The sequence below is a fragment of the Streptomyces sp. SA15 genome (genome assembly GCF_002291145.1).
Classification (GTDB): Bacteria; Actinomycetota; Actinomycetes; order Streptomycetales; family Streptomycetaceae; genus Streptomyces.
Genome location: NZ_NTGE01000016.1, coordinates 34,303 through 52,002, shown reverse-complemented (window position 1 = coordinate 52,002; position 17,700 = coordinate 34,303). Strand labels below are relative to the sequence as shown.

At 70.5% G+C, this 17,700-nt stretch carries 13 protein-coding genes; 10 read left to right on the top strand and 3 right to left on the bottom strand.

Features of this window, described 5'->3' with window-relative positions; translation table 11 throughout:
- Nucleotides 1–21 precede the first annotated feature (21 nt).
- The 10 genes from CLM62_RS02600 (at nucleotide 22) to CLM62_RS02555 (ending at nucleotide 12,644) form a co-directional block, all read left to right on the top strand.
- Nucleotides 22–2,523 (top strand): PQQ-dependent sugar dehydrogenase, encoded by a 2,502-nt coding sequence (locus tag CLM62_RS02600; protein ID WP_095748237.1) that lies wholly within the window; start codon nucleotides 22–24, stop codon nucleotides 2,521–2,523.
- Between the two features lie 15 nt (nucleotides 2,524–2,538).
- Nucleotides 2,539–3,876 carry a ThuA domain-containing protein gene (locus CLM62_RS02595; RefSeq protein WP_095748264.1) on the top strand — a complete coding sequence of 446 codons (1,338 nt, stop codon included), beginning with the start codon at nucleotides 2,539–2,541 and terminating at the stop codon, nucleotides 3,874–3,876.
- A gap of 141 nt (nucleotides 3,877–4,017) precedes the next feature.
- The gene (locus CLM62_RS02590; protein ID WP_095748236.1) at nucleotides 4,018–5,181 is read left to right on the top strand and encodes an inositol-3-phosphate synthase; all 1,164 of its coding nucleotides are present in this window, start codon (nucleotides 4,018–4,020) and stop codon (nucleotides 5,179–5,181) included.
- A gap of 116 nt (nucleotides 5,182–5,297) precedes the next feature.
- On the top strand, nucleotides 5,298–6,353 hold the full coding sequence (locus CLM62_RS02585) for an SCO3242 family prenyltransferase (RefSeq protein ID WP_095748263.1): 1,056 nt from the start codon (nucleotides 5,298–5,300) through the stop codon (nucleotides 6,351–6,353).
- Nucleotides 6,350–7,339, top strand: a complete 990-nt coding sequence (locus CLM62_RS02580) for a sugar phosphate isomerase/epimerase (RefSeq protein ID WP_095748235.1) — start codon at nucleotides 6,350–6,352, stop codon at nucleotides 7,337–7,339. The genes CLM62_RS02585 and CLM62_RS02580 overlap by 4 nt, the downstream gene beginning before the upstream one ends.
- Nucleotides 7,336–8,052, top strand: coding sequence for an EboA domain-containing protein (locus tag CLM62_RS02575; protein ID WP_095748234.1), 717 nt, complete (start codon nucleotides 7,336–7,338; stop codon nucleotides 8,050–8,052). The genes CLM62_RS02580 and CLM62_RS02575 overlap by 4 nt, the downstream gene beginning before the upstream one ends.
- The gene (locus CLM62_RS02570) at nucleotides 8,052–8,900 is read left to right on the top strand and encodes a TatD family hydrolase (RefSeq protein ID WP_095748233.1); all 849 of its coding nucleotides are present in this window, start codon (nucleotides 8,052–8,054) and stop codon (nucleotides 8,898–8,900) included. Before CLM62_RS02575 ends, CLM62_RS02570 begins: the two co-directional genes overlap by 1 nt.
- 3 nt (nucleotides 8,901–8,903) lie before the next feature.
- Nucleotides 8,904–10,112: a metabolite traffic protein EboE gene (eboE, locus tag CLM62_RS02565; RefSeq protein ID WP_095748232.1), complete on the top strand. Its 1,209-nt coding sequence runs from the start codon at nucleotides 8,904–8,906 to the stop codon at nucleotides 10,110–10,112.
- Nucleotides 10,109–11,524 (top strand): nucleotide pyrophosphatase/phosphodiesterase family protein, encoded by a 1,416-nt coding sequence (locus CLM62_RS02560; RefSeq protein WP_095748231.1) that lies wholly within the window; start codon nucleotides 10,109–10,111, stop codon nucleotides 11,522–11,524. Before eboE ends, CLM62_RS02560 begins: the two co-directional genes overlap by 4 nt.
- A 58-nt stretch (nucleotides 11,525–11,582) precedes the next feature.
- A complete protein-coding gene (locus tag CLM62_RS02555) occupies nucleotides 11,583–12,644 on the top strand; it encodes a sugar phosphate isomerase/epimerase (RefSeq protein ID WP_095748230.1) in 1,062 nt (353 codons plus the stop codon).
- Nucleotides 12,645–12,807: 163 nt separating this feature from the next.
- Here the strand turns inward: CLM62_RS02555 and CLM62_RS02550 are convergent, their stop codons facing one another.
- From CLM62_RS02550 to frc, 3 genes are all read right to left on the bottom strand, one after another.
- Nucleotides 12,808–14,196 carry an OFA family MFS transporter gene (locus tag CLM62_RS02550; protein ID WP_095748229.1) on the bottom strand — a complete coding sequence of 463 codons (1,389 nt, stop codon included), beginning with the start codon at nucleotides 14,194–14,196 and terminating at the stop codon, nucleotides 12,808–12,810.
- A gap of 120 nt (nucleotides 14,197–14,316) precedes the next feature.
- Complete coding sequence (locus CLM62_RS02545) at nucleotides 14,317–16,461, bottom strand: acetate--CoA ligase family protein (protein WP_095748262.1); 2,145 nt, start codon at nucleotides 16,459–16,461, stop codon at nucleotides 14,317–14,319.
- Between the two features lie 4 nt (nucleotides 16,462–16,465).
- Nucleotides 16,466–17,698, bottom strand: coding sequence for a formyl-CoA transferase (frc, locus tag CLM62_RS02540; RefSeq protein ID WP_095748261.1), 1,233 nt, complete (start codon nucleotides 17,696–17,698; stop codon nucleotides 16,466–16,468).
- Between the last annotated feature and the right edge of the window lie 2 nt (nucleotides 17,699–17,700).

Sequence of the window (17,700 nt, the reverse complement as noted above, 5' to 3'; positions counted from 1 at the left end):
GGCCCCATTCTGGAGGCACCCGTGCACGGGAACGACCGCACCACCAGCACCGACAGAAACGAGACCCACAGACGACGCCTGTCCTTCCGCAAAGCGGTGGCGCTCTTCAGCGGCGCACTGCTGGCAGGCGCGACCCTCACCCTCAACGCACCCCAGGCCGGCGCAGCCGTCGCCGACGAGGGGGCTGCCGCGGCCGAGGACTTCCAGCAGGTCACCCTCGCCAAGGGCGAGGCGGAGGTCGGCGAGCCCATGTCGCTCGCCGTCCTCCCGGACCGCTCGGTCCTGCACACCTCGCGCGACGGTGAACTCCGCCTCACCGACGCCGCGGGCAACACCAAACTCGCCGGCAAGCTGGACGTCTACTCCCACGACGAGGAGGGCCTCCAAGGGATCGGCGTCGACCCCGGCTTCACCACCAACCGCTTCATCTACCTCTACTACGCGCCCCCGTTGAACACCCCGGCGGGCGACGCACCCGAGACGGGCACCGCGGCCGACTTCGCGCCCTTCGACGGCGTCAACCGGCTGTCCCGGTTCGTCCTGAACACCGACGGCACCCTCGACAACGCCAGCGAGAAGAAGATCCTCGACGTCCCCGCCTCCCGCGGCATCTGCTGCCACGTCGGCGGCGACATCGACTTCGACGCGGCGGGCAACCTGTACCTGTCGACGGGCGACGACACCAACCCCTTCCAGTCGGACGGCTTCACGCCGATCGACGAGCGCGCGAACCGCAACCCGGCGTTCGACGCCCAGCGTTCGGCCGGCAACACCAACGACCTGCGCGGCAAGATCCTGCGCATCAAGGTGAACGCCGACGGCTCCTACTCCGTCCCCGACGGCAACCTCTTCGCGCCCGGCACGGACAAGACGCGGCCCGAGATCTACGCGATGGGCTTCCGCAACCCGTTCCGCTTCAGCGTCGACAAGAAGACCGGCATCCTCTACGTCGGCGACTACGGCCCCGACGCAGGCGCCGCCGACCCGGCCCGCGGACCGGCCGGTCAGGTCGAGTTCGCGCGGGTGACCGCTCCGGGGAACTTCGGGTGGCCGTACTGCACGGGCGACAATGACCCGTACACTGAATACGATTTCGCGACGGGTGCATCCGGAGCGGCCTTCGACTGCGGAGCGCCGAAGAACACCTCGCCGAACAACACCGGCCTCACCGACCTGCCCCCGGCCCAGTCCGCCTGGATACCGTACGACGGTGGCTCCCTGCCCGAGTTCGGCAGCGGCTCCGAGTCGCCGATGGGCGGCCCGGTCTACCACTACGACGCCTCTCTCGACTCGCCGGTGAAATTCCCCGAGGCGTACGACGGGGACTTCTTCGCCGGGGAGTTCGGCCGCCGCTGGATCAAGCGAATCAGCAGCGACGGCAACGGCACCGTTCAGTCGATCAACGACGTGCCGTGGACCGGCACCCAGGTGATGGACATGGCCTTCGGCCCGGACGGGGCGCTGTACGTCCTCGACTACGGCACCGCCTGGTTCGGCGGCGATGAGCACTCGGCCCTGTACCGTATCGAGAACGCGACCGACGGCCACTCCCCGGTCGCGCAGGCCGCCGCCGACCTGACATCGGGGCAGGCGCCGCTGAGGGTACGTTTCTCCTCCGAGGGCACGACCGACCAGGACGGTGACGCCCTCACATACAGCTGGGACTTCGGCGACGGTGGCAAGTCGACGCAGCCGAACCCGACGCACAAGTACAAGAAGAACGGCACGTACACCGCGACGCTGACCGCGAAGGACCCGAGCGGCCGCACCGGCAGCGCGAGTGTGCAGATCGTGGTGGGCAACACCGCGCCGAAGGTGACGCTCGAACTCCCCAAGGACGGGCAGCTGTTCAGCTTCGGTGACGCGATCCCGTTCAAGGTGCGCGTCACCGACGTCGAGGACGGCAGGAACATCGACTGCGCGAAGGTCAAGGTCACCTTCATCCTCGGCCACGACAGCCACGGCCACCCGGTGACCTCGGCGAACGGCTGCACCGGCACCATCCAGACCAGCGCCGACGGCGGCCACGACGACGACGCCAACATCTTCGGTGTCTTCGACGCCGAGTACACCGACGGCGGAGGCGGCGGCCAGGCCCCGCTCACCACCCACGACCAGAACGTCACCCAGCCCAAGCACCGCCAGGCCGAACACTTCGGAAACGGCTCCGGCGTCTCGGTCATCACCAAGGACACCGCGCACGGCGGCGAGACGGTCGGCGACATCAACAACGGCGACTGGATCTCCTTCACGCCGTACGTCCTGAGCAACGCCAAGTCGATCACCGCGCGCATCTCGTCCGGCGGCGCGGGCGGCACCCTCGAGGTCCGTGCGGGGTCCTCGACGGGCACCCTGCTCGGCAAGGCGAAAGTGCCGGTGACCGGCGGCTGGGACACCTTCCAGGACGTCAGTGCCGACCTCGCGCGCGCCCCCCGCGGCACGACCACGCTCTATCTGGTCTTCAAGGGCAGTGGCACGGGAGCCCTGTACGACGTCGACGACTTCACCTTCACGACGAGCTGACCGGAGGTGACGATGATGCGCCCAACCCGAAGACTGAGTACCGCCGTTGTGGGCGCGGCCCTGCTGCTGGGCTGCGTCTCGGAACCGGCTGCCTCGCAACCCGCGGACGACAAACGGGTGCTGGTCTTCTCCAAGACGGCCGGCTTCCGGCACGACTCCATCCCCGAGGGCATCGCGACGGTGAAGCAACTCGGCGAGACGGACGGCTTCACGGTCGACGCGACCGAGGACGCGAGTGCGTTCACCGCACGCAACCTGCGGCGCTACGACGCGGTCGTGTTCCTGTCGACGACCGGCGACGTCCTCGACCCCGCCCAGCAGCGGGCCTTCGAGGACTACATCCACCGCGGCGGAGGCTACGTCGGCATTCACGCGGCCGCCGACACCGAGTACGACTGGGCGTTCTACGGCGGCCTGGCCGGCGCCTACTTCCAGTCGCACCCGGCGATCCAGCCCGCGAAGGTCCACGTCGAGGATCGCGCCCACCCGGCGACCTCGGGCCTTTCGAGGACCTGGGAGCGCACCGACGAGTGGTACAACTACCGCTCGAACCCCCGGGAGCGGGCCCACGTCCTCGCCTCGCTCGACGAGTCGTCGTACACCGGCGGCACCATGCACGGCGATCACCCGATCGCCTGGTGCCAGAACTACCAGGGCGGCCGCGCCTTCTACACGGGCGGCGGTCACACGAAGGAGTCCTTCGCGGAGCCCGCATTCCGTCGACATCTGACAGGCGGAATCCGGTATGCGATAGGCGATGTCCAGGCGGACTGTCGACCGGAGACCGGATACCGTCCGCTCTTCGACGGCAGCTCGCTGGAGGGCTGGCAGCAGGCCGGCCCGGGCTCCTTCACCCTGGACGACGACGGCACGATCACGTCGTCGGGCGGGATGGGGATGCTCTGGTACGCCGACCGGGGCTTCGGGGCGTACTCCGTGAAGCTGGACTGGAAGATGGCCAGTGAGTCGGGCGACGACAACTCCGGTGTGTTCGTGGGCTTCCCGCCCTCGGACGACCCGTGGTCGGCCGTGAACAACGGCTACGAGATCCAGATCGACGCCACCGACGTACCCGAGAAGACCACCGGGTCCGTCTACGGCTTCCGGTCCGCCGACCTGAAGAAGCGCGACCGCGCGCTGAATCCGCCGGGGGAGTGGAACACGTACGAGATCCGCGTGGAGGGCGAACGCCTGCGCGTGTGGCTCAACGGCGTGAAGATCAACGATTTCACCAACACCGATCCGGCCCGGAGCCTGCGGGACGGGCACGTCGGCATCCAGAACCACGGAGCCGACGACCAGGTGTCCTTCCGTGACATCCGGATCAAGGAACTGCCCGTGCAGGGCGACTGAGCGGCGGCGGGCGGGGGACGCCGGACTCCCGCCCGCCGTCTTCGCCCGCCAGGGGCGCTCCCGCCCCGCGGGCTCGCATACGAGGCGTGTGTGCACACGAGGTGTTCGTCGCATACCAGGCGTTCGACGAGGAGGCTGCCCATGTCCGCGTCCGTTTCCCCACCACGCGTCGGCGTCTGGCTGATCGGGGCACGGGGCTCCGTCGCCACCACGGTCGTCGCGGGATGCGCCGCCGTGACCGCGGGCCTGCACCCGCCGACGGGACTGATCACCGAGACACCCGAATTCGCCGACAGCGGCCTGCCGGCCCTGTCGTCCCTCGTCTTCGGCGGCCACGACACGGTGGACTGCCCCCTGCCCAAGCGCGCGGAGACGCTGGCGGCCGGAGGCGTTCTGCCGCACGGCCTCCCGACCGCCATCGGCGCCGAACTGGCCGCAGCAGACCGGGAGATCAGGCCGGGCGGCCCACTCCCCGGGGACACCCGGGACGTGGAGGAGCTCATCACCGCCTTCGCCGACGATCTACGGGACTTCGTACGGCGGCAGGGCCTCGCGCGGGCGGTCGTGATGAACGTCGCCTCCACGGAACCGGCGCCCATCGGCGCCGAACTCCCCGCCAGCTCGCTGTACGCGGCGGCGGCCCTGCGCGCGGGCTGCCCGTACGTGAACTTCACCCCTTCGACCGGCCTGCACCACCCCGCGCTGGCCCAGGCGGCCCAGTCGTCGGGGCTGCCGTACGCGGGCCGCGACGGCAAGACCGGGCAGACGCTGCTGCGTTCGGTGCTGGGCCCGATGTTCGCGCAGCGGGCGCTCGCGGTCCGGGCCTGGTCCGGCACCAACCTGCTCGGCGGCGGCGACGGTGCCGCCCTGGCCGACCCGGCCACCGCGGCGGCGAAGAACGCGGGCAAGGAGCGGGTCCTCGCCGACACCCTCGGCACGACACCCGAGGGCGAGGTCCACATCGACGACGTCCCCGCGCTCGGCGACTGGAAGACCGCCTGGGACCACATCGCCTTCGACGGCTTCCTCGGCGCCCGCATGATCCTGCAGACCATCTGGCAGGGCTGCGACTCGGCCCTGGCCGCACCCCTGGTCCTCGACCTGGCCCGCCTGGTCTCCCGCGCGCACGAGAGGGGCCTGTCCGGACCGCTGTCCGAGCTGGGGTTCTACTTCAAGGATCCGGTGGGGGAAGGGCCGTCGGCCCTGGGGGAGCAGTACGCGGCACTGGTGGGGTTCGCGCAGCGGCTGCGGGGCGGCGGCACGGTGGAGCGGCGGGCGGACGAGCACTCGGGGGAGGGCCGGTGAGCGGCCGGCGCGATGCCCCGAGCCCGAACGGCGTGCACCCGATCGGCCCGGCACGCGTGGGCCCGAATGGTGCGGGCGCGAGCCGTGTGGGCGCGAGTGGCGCGGGCCTGGTCGGGATGGGGGCGGTCGGCGTGGGACCGAGTCGCGCCGTCGGCGCGCAGGCCTGGACCGAACTGCTCCGCCTCCCGGCCCTGTTCACCGTCCCGGGAGACGCCCTCGCCGGTGCGGCGGCAGCCGCAGCCCACCCCAACCCCCGCACTGTGCTCGCCATCTGCTCCTCCTTGTGCCTGTACGAGGCCGGCATGGCCCTCAACGACTGGGCCGACCGGCAGGAGGACGCGGCGGAACGCCCGCACCGCCCCCTTCCCTCCGGCCGCATTCGCCCCACGGCGGCCCTGGCGGCAGCCTGTGCGTTCACCGGCGCGGGCCTGTCCCTGGCCGCCTGCGCCGGCCGCCCCGCCCTCGCCGTCGCGACCCCTCTCGCAGCGACGGTCTGGGCCTACGACCTCGCCCTGAAGAGCACCCCGGCAGGCCCGCTCGCCATGGCGGCGGCGCGCGGCCTGGACCTGCTCCTCGGTGCGGCAGCCACGACGGGCGGCGGGACAAGCCCGGGTGATACGGGGGTCACGGCGGGCTCTGCGCGCCTCGCCGACGGCGTCCGCCGGGCCCTTCCGTCCGCCGCCCTCCTCGGAGCACACACCCTCGCGGTCACGACCGTGTCACGCCGGGAGACCCAGGGCGGTTCACCCCTCGCCGCGCTGGCAGCACTCGCCACGACCGGCGTACTGACCAGGCTCCTGACGCGCCCGCCCACCAGCCGGGGCACCACCGTGCCCCCGCCCGGGCGTCCCGAGCGACCGAACCGGCGCGTCCGGCTCGACCTGCCGGAACGGAACCCAGCCCGCTCCCCTCGCCCTCGGCTCTCGCCGTCCGCCGCCCCGCGCACGGCTCTCGCCGCCGCCTACGCCGCCACCGCCGCCCGCCCCTACTTCCACGCCGCTCTCAACCCCTCACCCCCGCTCACCCAACGAGCCGTCAGCGGCGGCATCCGCGCCATGATCCCGCTCCAGGCCGCACTCTCCGCCCGCTCCGGCGCGACCGCCACGGCACTGCTCACCGCGGTACTTGCCCCGATCGCAAAGAGGTTCGCGAGGAAGGTGAGCATCACATGACCCCCGAAACCCTCCCTCCCTCCACCACCTCCCTTCGCTTCGGCTACGGCACCAACGGCCTCGCCGACCTCCGCCTCGACGACGCTCTCGCCCTCCTCGCCGACCTCGGTTACGACGGCGTCGGGCTGACCCTCGACCACATGCACCTCGACCCGCTCGCCCCGGACCTGCCCGCCCGTACCCGCCGTCTCGCGCACCGGCTGGACGCGCTCGGTCTGACGGTCACCGTGGAGACGGGCGCCCGCTATGTGCTCGACCCGCGTCGCAAACACGGCCCCTCTCTGCTGGACCCCGAGCCGGACGACCGCGCCCGACGCGTCGACCTGCTGATCCGTGCCGTGCAGGTCGCCGCCGACCTCGGCGCCCACGCGGTCCACTGCTTCAGCGGCATCACGCCCGCGGGTACGGACACGGACACGGCGTGGAAACGTCTGGCCGAGGCCCTCGCCCCCATCCTGGACGCCGCCACCACCGCCGGCATCCCCCTGGCCGTCGAACCGGAACCGGGCCATCTGCTCGCCACTCTCAAGGATTTCCACCACCTCCGCCGCGCCCTCGGCGACCCGCACCACCTCGGCCTGACACTCGACATAGGCCACTGCCAGTGCCTCGAGCCGCTCCCACCCGCCGACTGCGTACGCGCCGCCGCTCCTTGGCTGCGCCACGTCCAGATCGAGGACATGCGCCGCGGCATCCACGAGCACCTCCCTCTCGGAGACGGGGAGATCGACTTCCCGTCCGTACTCGCCGCCCTGTCCGCCGCCGGCTACCAGGGCCTGACCGTCGTCGAACTGCCCCGCCACTCCCACGCGGGCCCCCACTTCGCCGCGCTCTCCCTTCCGTTCCTCCGCCGAGCGGCAGCCACCGCGGCGGCTTCCAGGGCCTCGACGCGGCCCATCGCGCCCAGCCCACCCGTCCCACCGAGCACCCCGCTCCTCGCACCCCCAGGCGAGCCCTCCGCCACCCCTGAAGGGAAAACCTCATGACCCACCCCCATGCCGCCCCGCACACCCCCGCGGCGGACACCCAGGGCACCACCCTCGCCCGCACCCCGCTGGACGACCTGCGCAGCCACGTCAACCACCACCTCGGCTCAGCCGCCCGGACCTGGCTCGACCGGGCCCTCGACGAGGCCGCGGCCCATCCCGGCACGCACGGACCCATCTCCGTGTGGGAGCTGCGCCTCGCCGAGGCCGGACGCCGCTGCGGCTCCGAGCACGCCGACGCCGTCCGTGTCCTCATCCTGCACGCGGCCCGCGCCGACCCGGACGCTCTCGCCCGCGTCTACGCTCAGGGCACCGCCGCCGAACGCCGCGCCGTCCTGCACGCCCTGCCCCACCTCGTGCCGGGCCCCGAGGCCGTCCCGCTCGTCGAGGACGCCCTGCGCACCAACGACACCCGACTCCTGGCCGCCGCTCTCGGCCCGTACGCCGCCCGGCACCTCGCCGCCCACCACTGGCGGCACGCCGTCCTGAAATGCCTCTTCACCGGCGTGCCCGTGGCCGAGGTGGCCGACCTGGAGCGGCGCGCCCACGCCGACGGCGAACTCGCCCGCATGCTCGGCGACTATGCCGCCGAACGCACCGCCGCGGGCCGTCCCGTCCCCGAAGACCTCCACCGCGTCCTGGCCCTGACCGACCCCACGCCCCCACCGCCGGCCGAGCACGGCATCCGCGGCCTCGACGGCAAGGAGTCCTGATGCGCATCTTCGACCCCCACATCCACATGACGTCACGGACCACCGACGACTACGAGGCCATGTACGCCGCCGGCGTCCGCGCCGTCGTCGAGCCGTCCTTCTGGCTCGGCCAGCCCCGCACCTCACCCGCCTCCTTCCTCGACTACTTCGACTCCCTGCTGGGCTGGGAACCCTTCCGCGCCGCGCAGTACGGCATCGCCCACCACTGCACGATCGCCCTCAACCCCAAGGAGGCGGGCGACCCGCGCTGCGTCCCCGTCCTCGACGAACTGCCCCGGTATCTCGTCAAGGACCAGGTCGTGGCCGTCGGTGAGATCGGCTACGACTCGATGACCCCAGCCGAGGACACCGCCCTCGCCGCGCAGCTCCAGCTCGCCGCCGACCATGAGCTGCCCGCGCTCGTCCACACCCCGCACCGCGACAAGCTGGCCGGCCTGCGCCGCACCCTCGATGTGGTCCGGGAGTCCGCCCTCGCTCCGGAACGTGTCCTGGTCGACCACCTCAACGAGACCACCGTCAAGGAGGCCAAGGACAGCGGCTGCTGGCTGGGCTTCTCCGTCTATCCGGACACCAAGATGGACGAGGAGCGGATGGTCGCGATCCTGCGCGTCTACGGACCCGAGCAGGTGCTGGTGAACTCCGCCGCCGACTGGGGCCGCAGCGACCCCCTCAAGACCCGCAAGGTCGGCGACCTGATGCTCACCGAGGGCTTCACCGAGGACGACGTCGACCGGGTGCTGTGGCGCAACCCCGTCGCCTTCTACGGTCTCAGCGGCCGCCTGGCCCTGGACGTCGCGGCCAAGCAGGCCACCCACGAGGGCAACTCCATCCTGCGCGGGGGCGAGTAGGGCATGCGCTTCCGCCACCGCGACGGCACCACCGTCCATCTCGCCTACTGCACCAACGTCCACCCCGCTGAAACACTCGACGGCGTCCTCGCCCAGCTCCGCGACCACTGCGAACCCGTCCGCCGCCGTCTCGGCCGTGACCGACTCGGCATCGGCCTGTGGCTCGCCAGAGACGCGGCGCACGCCCTCGTCACGGACCCGTCCGCCCTGCGCGGCCTGCGCACCGAACTCGATCGGCGCGGCCTCGAGGTCGTCACCCTCAACGGCTTCCCGTATCAGGGCTTCGGCGCCGAAGAGGTCAAGTACCGCGTGTACAAGCCGGACTGGGCCGACCCCGAACGCCTCGACCACACCACTGCCCTGGCCCGCGTCCTGGCCGGGCTCCTGCCCGACGACGTCACCGGGGGCAGCATCTCCACCCTGCCGCTCACCTGGCGCACCGTCCTGCCCGCACCGCCCGGCTCCGCACCGGCGGACGGGGCGTCGGCGGCGGAGCGCGCGGAGACGGCCCGCGCCCACCTGGCCGGCCTTGCCGAGCGTCTGGACGCCCTGGCGGAACTGACCGGCCGCTCCATCCGCGTCGGCCTGGAACCCGAACCCGGCTGCGTCGTCGAGACCACCGGCGACGCCATCGCCCCGCTGGCCGCGATCGGCCACGACCGGATCGGTATCTGTGTCGACACCTGCCATCTCGCCACCTCCTTCGAAGACCCGCACTCGGCCCTGGACGCGCTCGCCGGGGCCGGCATCCCCGTCGTCAAGTCACAGCTCTCGGCCGCCCTGCACGCCGAACACCCCCATCTCCCCGAGGTCCGCGCCGCTCTCGCCGCGTTCGACGAACCCCGTTTCCTGCACCAGACCCGCACCGCCACGTCCTCCGGCCTGCGCGGCACCGACGACCTCGGCGAGGCCCTCGCGGGCGACACCCTTCCTGACGCGGCCCCGTGGCGCGCTCACTTCCACGTTCCGCTGCACGCGGCCCCCGCCGCGCCCCTCACCTCCACGCTCCCCGTTCTGAAGGCCGCCCTGACCCGGCTCGTCGGCGGCCCGCACCCGCTCACCCACCACCTCGAGGTCGAGACCTACACCTGGCAGGCCCTCCCGCCCGAGCTCAGGCCCCGCGGCCGGGCCCAGCTCGCCGACGGCATCGCCGCCGAACTGGCCCTCGCCCGCGACCTGTTGACGGACCTCGGCCTGAAGGAGCTGCCATGAGCACCCGCCCAACAGCCATGAGCACCCACCGGACCGCCCCGGGCCCGACCCCGCTCCTCGTCCTCGACGTCGTCGGCCTCACCCCCCGTCTTCTCCACCACATGCCGCACCTCAAGGCCCTCGCGCAGTCCGGTTCCCGTGCGCCGCTCGGCGCCGTCCTGCCCGCCGTCACGTGCGCCGCCCAGTCCACCTTCCTGACCGGCACCCACCCGTCGGAGCACGGCATCGTCGGCAACGGCTGGTACTTCCGCGAACTCGGCGACGTACTCCTGTGGCGTCAGCACAACGGCCTGGTCACCGGCGACAAACTCTGGGACGCCGCCCGCCGCGCGCACCCCGGCTACACGGTCGCCAACATCTGCTGGTGGTACGCCATGGGCGCCGACACCGACATCACCGTCACCCCCCGTCCGATCTACTACGCCGACGGCCGCAAAGAACCCGACTGCTACACACGCCCCGCCACCCTGCACGACGAACTCACCGACAAACTCGGCACCTTCCCCCTCTTCCACTTCTGGGGACCCGGCGCGGACCTGGTCTCCAGTCGCTGGATCATCGACGCCACCCGGCACATCACGCGCACCCGGCACCCCGACCTGACGCTCTGCTACCTCCCTCACCTCGACTACGACCTGCAACGGCACGGGCCCGACGACCCGCGCTCCCTGAAAGCGGCCGCCGACCTGGACGCAGCCCTGGCCCCGCTCCTGGACGACGCGCGAGCCGAGGGCCGTACGGTCGTCGCCCTGTCCGAGTACGGCATCACCCGCGCGGAGCGTCCCGTCGACATCAACCGCGCCCTGCGCCGCGCCGGGCTGCTGGAGGTGCACACGCAGGACGGCATGGAGTACCTCGACCCGATGGCCTCCCGCGCCTTCGCCGTCGCCGACCACCAGATCGCCCACGTCTACGTCCGCCGGCCAGAAGACCTCGACGCGGTCCGGGCCGTCCTCGACGGCATGCCCGGCATCGAGCAACTCCTCGACGACGAGGGCAAGAAGGTCCACCACCTCGACCATCCGCGCTCGGGCGAACTCGTCGCCGTAGCGGAGCCTGACGCCTGGTTCACGTACTACTACTGGCTCGACGACGCCCGCGCGCCCGACTTCGCGCGGCTCGTCGACATCCACCGCAAACCCGGCTACGACCCGGTCGAACTGTTCATGGACCCGCTCGACCCCTACGTCAAGGTCAAGGCGGCCACGGCGCTGGCGCGCAAGAAGCTCGGCATGCGCTACCGCATGGCGGTCGTGCCCCTGGATCCCTCACCTATTCGCGGCAGCCACGGCCGCCTTCCCACGAGCGACGACGGTCCGCTCCTCATCTGCTCCACCCCCCGCGCTGTCGGCGACCGCGTCGCGGCCACCGACGTGAAAGCACTACTGCTCCAACTGGCCGGTCTTTCCTGACTGGTCACAAGTGAAGCACTCACCACTGACAACGCCCCGTGACCTGGAGGAGTTCCAGATGAGCCGCACACCTCGCACGGCCCGAACGAGCAAGGCGCACGACCCCGAACTGGCCCACCGCCTCAGCAGACGAGGCATGCTCGGCGTCGCCGCCGGCGCCACCGCCGCCGCGCTGCTCGGCGCCGCCGCGTCCCCCGCCACGGCAGCCACCGCCACAGAAACCTCCGCCGCGGGCCGGGGCCGTCCCGTCCTGCCTCCCGGCCGGCTCGGCATCCAGCTGTACAGCCTGCGCGACAAGGTCTCCACGCTGGGCTTCGCCCCCGTCTTCGCCGAACTCGAGAAGTACGGCTACGACGAGGTCGAGTTCGCCGGATACACGCAGGGAGCGGCGGGCCCGATCACTCTCGCCCAGCTCAAGCGGCTGGCCAGGAACCACGGCCTGAACCCGATCGGCAGCCACGTCGGCTACTACTCGAGCGACCCGAACGCCTACACCTTCGCCCAGAACCTCACCAAGGTCCTGGACGACGCCCAGGCGCTCGGCCTGAAGCACATCGGCACCGCCTCCGGCCCGTTCCGCTACGGCTCCACCGTCGACGCGTGGAAGCGCGCGGCCGAGGACTTCAACACTTACGGCGCGGCGGCCAGGGCACGCGGCATGAAGTTCTACCAGCACAACCACTCCGAGGAGTTCTCCTTCGCCACCGACAACCCCAAGGTCCGTCTCTACGACGTCCTCCTCGCCGAGACCGACCCCGACCTCGTGTACCTGGAGATGGACATCTACTGGGCGTACTCCGGACAGTTCCGCTTCTCCAAGCGGCCCGACGGCACGCCCGCACCCTTCGAACCCCTGGACTACGTCCTGAAGCAGCCCGACCGCTACCCGCTCTTCCACGTCAAGGACGGGGTGAGCGACCCGGCGAACCAGTACGGATACCGCATGGTCGACGTCGGCGACGGCGACATCGACTACCAGCGGTTCATCTCCGCCGTGACCCGGCTGCGCGGCCAGCGATTCGCCCACCACTGGCAGGCGGAGCACGACAATCCGACCGAGTCCTTCACGTTCGCACGGCGTTCGAGTGCGCATCTGCACTCGCTGCGCGAGAAGTGCTGACAGCCGTAGACACGTGAGGAGGCCCTCCCCGCTCCGGGGGAGGGCCTCCTCACGTGTGCGACACGTCAACCCGCGGTCCGGTCGAGGAGTACGCGTCGCGCCCCGCGACGGCTGCCGCAGCAGCAGCGCGAATGCGGCCGCTGCCGAGCGACGGGGCCGGCCGTCATGTCATCTCCTCACCGAGCGGGTGCGGGTTGGGCACGATGCGCTTGGCCTTGGGGCGTCCGGGCGGGTGCAGGAACAGGGCCATGAAGCCCGCGAAGAGGGAGATCGAACCGGCCAGGACGAATGCGCCTGCGTAGTCCCAGGCGCTCACCACCACGGCGCCCATCCCGGAGCCGAGCAGGCCGGAGACCAGCTTGGACGAGTACACCAGGCCGTAGTTGGAGGCGTTGTTGTTCTCACCGAAGTAGTCGGCGGTCATCGCGGCGAACATGGGGAAGATGGCGCCGCCGCCGAAGCCGGAGATCGACGAGAACAGCAGGAACAGCGGAAGGTTCCCGATGTTCCCGGAGAACAGAATGCCGTACTGCGACAGCCCGAGGACGATACAGACGAAGATCAGGCACTGCTTGCGGCCGTACCGGTCGGACAGCCAGCCGATGACCCCGCGGCCCGTGCCGTTCACGATCGCCTTCAGGGACATGGCGGTGGCCACGATGCCGCCCGCGAAGCCCGCCTCGTCGCCGAAGGGCACCTGGAAGGCGATACCGAAGATGTTCACGCCCGAGGTGCACAGCAGACAGAACCACATCAGACCCACGCGGCCGGTCTTCCATGCCTCCTTGGGGGTGTACTGGTGCACGGCCGGCGGGTTCTTCTCCAGTGCGCGCCGGGCACGCGCGTCGTCGGGCTTCTTCAGCGGGTCGATGTCGGCCGGCCACCAGTTCTTCGGCGGGTCACGGAAGAAGTAGCCCGCCACCGCCACGACCGCGGCGAGGAACAGACCCACACAGACCAGCACCCAGCGGAAGTTGGTGAGGTCCATGTAGCCGGTGAACAGGAACACGAACGGCACGGAGCCGTAGGCGAAACCGCCGTTCACGAAGCCCGTCTTGCCGCCCTTGCGCTCCGGATACCACTTGGCGACCATGTTCACGCAGGTCGCGTAGACCATGCCCGCGCCCATGCCGCTGAACATGCCGAAGCCGATGTAGGCGACGATCACATGCGGTGCGAACGCGAGGGAGAGATATCCCAGCAGTGTGCCGAGCGCGCCGAACATCATCGCCCAGCGGGCGGGAAGTTTGCCGCTCTCCCGCAGCTTGCCCGCGGGGAAGGCCACCGCCGCCTGGAAGAAGACCCAGACGCCCAGCATCCAGAAGATGTGCCCGCTGTTCCAGTGGTGCGCTGTGTGCAGAGTGTCCTCGGCGGACGCGAACGCGTACTCGGCCGAGCTGATGCCCATCATGCCGACCCATGGCAGGATGACCATCCACTTGCGTTTGCGGCCCATGATGTCGATGTCGGTCTCACCGAGACGGTAGACGCGGCCGTTCGCGTCGGTCACCTCGCGGTAGGGAACCGAGGTCGGCAGGTCGGTCGTTGTCATGTCGTGTTGCACCCCTTGCGTCGAAAGTTCTGGCCAGCGCCCCCTGTCCAATGCCTTTCGTGTGCGCACGGGTCCCGGGGCCGGCGACGCGCACCGTCGCCGACCCCGTGTCCACTCACCTCATGAACCGCCCCCCAGGAGTCCTGCCGCCCGCGCCCAGCGGTACTTCGCGCCGAGCACGGCCACCGGCTTCTCGGTCGTGTACGGGTACGCCACGACACCTCGCTCGTACAGGTACTGGCAGGCCTCCTCGACCTCCACGTCGCCCGCCAGCGACGCCACCACCGGCTTTTCGATTCCGCGCTCCCGGAACTCGGCCACCACGCGCGCGGTGAGCTCCGCGAAGACCATCGGGGGAGTGACGATGGTGTGCCAGTAGCCGAGGACGAGCGCGTGAATGCGCGGATCCTCGAGACCGAGCCGGATCGTCGCCTCGTACGTCGACGGCGGCTCGCCCCCGGTGATGTCCACCGGGTTGCCCGCGGCCCCGAAGGGCGGGATGAACTCCCTGAAGGACGCGTCCAGGTCCGGCGGGATCTCCATCAGGGTGAGGCCGTTGTCGGTCACCGCGTCGGACAGCAGCACACCGCTGCCGCCGGCCCCGGTGATGATCACGACGTTGTCGCCCTGGGGAGTGGGAAGTACCGGCAACGCGCGCGCGTACTCCAGCATCTCGTTCAGACCGGGAGCCCGGATGACTCCGGCCTGCCTCAGGATGTCGTCGTACACGGCGTCGTCCCCGGCGAGAGCGCCGGTGTGCGAGCCGGCGGCCTTCGCGCCCGCCGCCGTACGCCCCGCCTTGAGGACGACGACCGGCTTCTTCGGTACGGTCGCCCGCGCGGCCTCGACGAAGGCGCGCCCGTCCTTGAGGTCCTCCAGGTGCATCGCGATGCACTCGGTGTGCGGGTCCTCGCCGAACCAGGTCAGCAGGTCGTCCTCGTCCAGGTCCGACTTGTTGCCGAGGCCGACGATCGCCGACACGCCCGTCTTCGTGGTCCGCGCGAAGCCCAGGATGGCCATCCCGATGCCACCGGACTGCGAGGTCAGCGCGACCCCGCCCTTGACGTCGTACGGCGTGCAGAACGTGGCGCACAGGTCGTGCCACGTGGAGTAGTAGCCGTAGATGTTCGGCCCCAGCAGCCGGACGCCGTGCCGTTCGGCGATGGCCACGATCTCCGCCTGGAGCGCGTGTTCACCGGTCTCCGCGAACCCGGAGGGGATCAGGACGGCGTTCGGGATGTTCTTGCGTCCCACCTCCTGAAGGGCCGAGGCCACGGACTTGGCGGGGATCGCGAAGAGGGCCACATCCACCTCACCGGGAACGTCGGTGACATTCTTGTACGCCTTGCGGCCCAGAATGTCATCGGCCTTGGGGTTCACCGGATGGATCTCCCCGGAGAAGCCGCCGTCGATGAGATTGCGCATCACCGAGTTGCCGATCTTGCCCTGCTCGTCGGAGGCACCGATGACGGCGACCGAGGTCGGCTGCATCAGCCGGCGCATGGTCGTCAGGATTTCGTCGCGTGTATACCGCCGACGGGATTCCGGCTGCGACTCGGAGACGATCACCCGGATATCGGCGGCGACCGCGCCCTCCGGCGTGGCGATCACCGGATTCAGATCCACCTCGGCGATCTCCGGGAAGTCCGCGACCAGTTGGGACACCCGGCGGATCTGCTCGGCGATCGCCCACCGGTCCACGGCCGGCGCGCCGCGCACCCCGTGCAGAATCTCCGCCGACCGGATCGAGTCCAGCATGGACAGCGCCTCGTCCGCGTCGACCGGAGCCAGCCGGAAGGTGACGTCCTTGAGGACTTCGACGAGCACACCACCGAGCCCGAAGGCCACGACCTTGCCGAAGGTCGGGTCGGTCACCGCGCCGACGATGACCTCCTGCCCCTGGGGCAGCAGTTCCTGCACCTGGATGCCCTCGATACGGGCCTGCGGGTTGTACGCGCGCGCGTTGTCGATGATCTTGTGGAACGCCGCCCGTACGTCGGTGGCGCCCTCGACGCCGACGATCACACCGCCGGCATCGGTCTTGTGCAGGATGTCCGGCGAGACGATCTTCATCACGACCGGCCCGCCTAAGCGCGCCGCGTACGCCACGGCCTCGTCGACGTCGGTCGCCAGTTCCTCCCCGGGTACGGCGATCCCGTACGCGTCGGCGATCACCTTGCCCTCGGGCGCGGTCAGCGCCGTGCGTCCCTCGGCCCGCACGGAGTCGAGGAGCGTGCGCACCCTCAGGAGGCGGTCTTCGGCCATCACGTCAGATCACTCCGTTCGACTTGAGCAGGCGCAGTTCCTCGTCGCCGAGGCCCAGCTCGCCGATGTAGACCTCTTCGTTGTGCTCGCCGAGCAGCGGTGAACTGCTCACCTCGACGGGGGAGTCGGAGAGTTTCAGCGGGCTGCCCACGGTCACGAACTCGCCCCGCTCGGAGTGCGGCACGGTGACCACCATCTCGTTGGCGACCAGCGAGGAGTCCTCGATGATCTCCTTGGTGGACAGGATCGGCCCGCAGGGGATGTTGTGGGCGTTGAGTTTCTCCAGCACGTCCCATTTCGGGAGCGTCGAGGACCACTCCTCGATCAGCTGGAACATCTTGTTGAGCTTTGGCAGCCGGGCCTCCGGCGTCGCCCACTCGACGTCGTCGGCCAACTCGGGCCGGCCGATGAGTTCGCTGAGCGGCTGCCAGCCGACGGGCTGCACGATGACGTACACGTAGTCGTTCGGTCCGCCCGGCGCGCACTTGACCGCCCAGCCGGGCTGTCCGCCGCCGGAGGCGTTTCCGGACCTGGGAACCTCGTCGCCGAAGTCGTCGTTGGGATATTCAGCGAGCGGGCCGTGTGCCAGGCGCTGCTGGTCGCGCAGCTTCACCCGGCAGAGGTTGAGCACAGCGTGCTGCATGGCCACATTGACCCGCTGACCGCGCCCGGTGTTCTCCCGCTGGTACAGCGCCGCGAGAATCCCCGCCACGGCGTGGACACCCGTGCCCGAGTCCCCGATCTGGGCCCCCGTCGCCAGCGGCGGCCCGTCCTCGAAACCGGTGGTCGACATCGACCCGCCCATGGCCTGTGCGACGACCTCGTACGCCTTGAAGTTGGTGTACGGGCCGTCGCCGAACCCCTTGATGGAGGCATACACGATCCGCGGATTGATCTCCTGGATGCGGTCCCAGGTGAAGCCCATACGGTCGACCGCGCCCGGTCCGAAGTTCTCGACCATGACGTCCGAGCGCCGGATCAGCTCGGTGAGGATCTCCTTGCCGCGCTCGGTCTTGGTGTTGAGGGTGATGCTCCGCTTGTTGCAGTTGAGCATCGTGAAGTAGAGGGAGTCGACGTCCGGGAGGTCGCGCAACTGCTTGCGCGTGATGTCACCGGTCGGCGCCTCCAGCTTGACCACGTCCGCGCCGAGCCAGGCGAGGAGCTGGGTCGCGGAGGGCCCGGACTGGACGTGGGTCATGTCCAGGACACGGATGCCTTCGAGTGCCTTGGTGGTCACCG